A 2,822-nucleotide genomic window follows, 5' to 3' on the forward strand; every position below is an offset into this window, starting at 1 on the left:
GCCGCAACCTCAATCAATGCGCCGGGCTCAACGCCACCATCGACCGCATGAATGCCAATCTCGACGCCTTGCAAAACAAGCGCGAGCGGCTGGCTGGCGGTGGCTCTCGCCGCGATCGCGGACGCATCCTGGCGGCGCTCGACGCCAATGGCTGCCGCGACGACACCGTTGCGCCTCGGCGTGCGCCTTTGCAGGAAGCGAACCGCGACGGCGGCAGCGCAAACCTGTTCGATCAGCTCTTCGGCGGCAACAGCAAGCAGCTCGATATGCTTGATGAACCCAACCAGCCCGACGATCCCAGCGAGGAGCGCAATGTCCGCCGTGTGCTCAACCAGCCCGGCGTACCGGATTTTCCGAGCGTCGGTGGCGAATTCCACACGTCCTGTGTGCGCACCTGCGACGGCTACTTTTTCCCTATGTCGAACTCGGCCTCGGCAGGCGATTTCGAACGCGACCAGAAGAATTGCGAATCGAGCTGCCCCGGCACCGAGATGCAGGTTTTCTATTCGCGCGGCATGGACGACGATTCGGCGTCGATGATGTCATCTGTCACCGGCCGACCTTACAGCGAATTGCCGACCGCCTATCTCTACAAGCGGCCCGGCATGTCGCGGCCGCCGGCTTGCGGCTGCAACGCCGCTGCGCAGGGCTTCCAGATCATTGCCGGCAATCCGCCGAATCCGGTGCAATCGCAGCCAGAGACAGACGCGTCATCATTCATTCCAGTCCCGGTTGCAAAACCTGATCCGGGCGCCGATCCCGAAACGCTGGCCAATCTGGAAGGTGGGCTCGACCGCGAGGCGATCAAGCGGCTTTCCGCCAGGCCGGTGACGTCGCCCGTGTCCGCGCTGCCGCCGGAACAGCGCAAGGTCAGGGTCGTCGGGCCAACGTTCCTTCCCGACCCATCAGCGGCAATAGATCTGCAAGCTCCGGCCCCGAAGGCAGTCCGGTAAGGGCTGTCCTGAGCGGCATGAACAACGCCTTGCCCTTGCGGCCGGTCGCTTCCCTGATCTTGCCCGTCCAGTCCTTCCAGATCGTCGCGGTCCAGGGTTCCTCCGGCAGCAGGTCGAATGCCTGTCGAAGAAAGTCGCGGTCGTCATCGGAAAATTCCGGCTTCTCCTGCGGTCCTTCGCGCAGGATGCGCCACCAGTTGACCGCATCGGCCAGCCTGTCGAGATTGCCGCGCACCGCCAGCCAGAACGGTTCGGCCTGCTCGCCGGAGACGCCGAGCACGATCAGACGGTCTTGTGCCTCGCTGAACGGCATGTGGTGCAGCAGCGACCGGTTGAGCACGAACAGCTCGTCCGGATCGAACTTGGCCGCGGATTTCGATGTCGCCGCCGGATCGAAGCGTTCGGCGAGTTCGCCCATCGTCGGCATCGCCGCGACATTCTCCGAAGTGCCTACCAGGACCGCCAATGATGCGACGGCCATCGGCTCGATCCCGTCCTCGCGCAGGCTTTCGATGGAGAGCGCGCCGGTGCGCTTCGACAAGCCCTCGCCCGATGCGGTGGTCAGGAGATTGTGGTGGCCGAACACTGGCGGCGTGGCAGCCAGTGCCTGGAACAGGGCGATCTGCACGCCGGTGTTGGTGACATGGTCGTCGCCGCGGATGACATGGCTGACGCCCATCTCGATGTCGTCGACCACGGAAGGCAGCGTATAGAGATAGGTGCCGTCCTCGCGCACCAGGACCGGGTCGGAAAGCGAGGCCAGATCGACGGTTTCCTCACCGCGCACCAAGTCGTTCCAGTGGATTTCAGTGCGTTCCGGCTGTTGTGGATCGCCTGAGAAATTGGGCAGGAGAAAACGCCAGTGCGGCCGGCGGCCATCGGTCTGGTATTCGGCGATCTGCTCGTGCGTCAGGGTCAACGCCTCGCGGCCATAGACCGGCGGCAGACCGCGCGTGCGGCGCACCTTGCGCCTGAGATCCAGCTCCTCCGGCGTTTCGTAGCAGGCATAGAGAACGCCTGCCGCCTTCAGCCTCTCGACCGCCGCGTCATAGACTTCGAAGCGCCGCGACTGGTACTCGGTGGCGTCGGGAAAAATGCCCAACCAATGCAGGTCGTAGAGGATGGCGTCGGAAAACTCCTGCTTCGAGCGCGCAATGTCGGTGTCGTCGAAGCGCTGGATGAAGCGACCCTTGTTGTTCACGGCGAACAGCCAGTTGAACAGAGCCGTGCGCGCATTGCCGATATGGATGCGGCCGGTCGGCGAAGGGGCGAAACGAACGGTAACTGTCATGAGCGGGGCGTACCGGATGCTTTTACGATTGACAAGACGCGCCCCCGCGCTGCCCGGCAGACATAGAACATGGCGGCTGGAATGAAAAGACCGGGCGTTGGACGCCTCAGGAGGCGCCCAGTCCGCAGGCGGCCTTTGTAACCGAGCGCAGCCAGCCGCTGGGGCTGACCACCGGTTGAAGGCGATCAGCGGCCGAAATCATCGGAACTGAGGCGGGTCCAGCGGTCGCCCACCACTCCACCGATAAAGATGTCGCCGGAGCGGACCGCTTCCGTGACCTCGGCGATCCGCGAGCGGACCATCGTTCCCCCGGCATAGCGGAAGAAGACATTCTTGTAGCCAAAGAGTTGAGATATGAATCTGGTCTGCGTCTGCCCGGTGATGCCCACGCAGCCCATCTCCCATGCGGCGGCGACAAGCGCATCCAGCGTCGCGCCCCAATGCGATCCGAATGCCTGGATTTGCAACAGGTTCGCCATGTCGCCGGCTTGACCATAGAAGGCATAACAACCGAGCATTTTGCCCGTTTCGTCGTAGATCCCACCGAAATGAAGGGGGCCGTCGGCCCGCTTCTCGGC

The 2,822-nt window shown here is 63.6% G+C and carries 2 protein-coding genes and 1 pseudogene; 1 reads left to right on the forward strand and 2 read right to left on the reverse strand.

Annotation, left to right across the window (positions count from 1 at the left end; genetic code table 11):
* Positions 1-953: DUF2865 domain-containing protein (locus EN932_RS33005; protein ID WP_128369399.1), on the forward strand; the 953-nt coding region annotated here is incomplete at its 5' end.
* Here the strand turns inward: EN932_RS33005 and gltX are convergent.
* Together gltX and EN932_RS33015 are read right to left on the reverse strand one after the other, a co-directional pair.
* Complete coding sequence (gene gltX, locus EN932_RS33010; protein WP_127385431.1) at positions 871-2,244, reverse strand: glutamate--tRNA ligase; 1,374 nt, start codon at positions 2,242-2,244, stop codon at positions 871-873. The two genes, EN932_RS33005 and gltX, sit on opposite strands and share 83 nt — an antisense overlap.
* 185 nt (positions 2,245-2,429) lie before the next feature.
* Positions 2,430-2,822, reverse strand: a pseudogene (locus tag EN932_RS33015) (hypothetical protein); the annotation flags it as partial.

Origin of the sequence: Mesorhizobium sp. M7A.F.Ca.US.002.01.1.1, assembly GCF_004022955.1 — a bacterium.
Taxonomy (GTDB): Bacteria; Pseudomonadota; Alphaproteobacteria; order Rhizobiales; family Rhizobiaceae; genus Mesorhizobium; species Mesorhizobium ciceri.

What these genes read in the sequence shown, in the direction of transcription:
- gltX (WP_127385431.1), bottom strand. Translation starts at nt 2,244, where the DNA reads ATGACAGTTACCGTTCGTTTCGCCCCTTCGCCGACCGGCCGCATCCAT.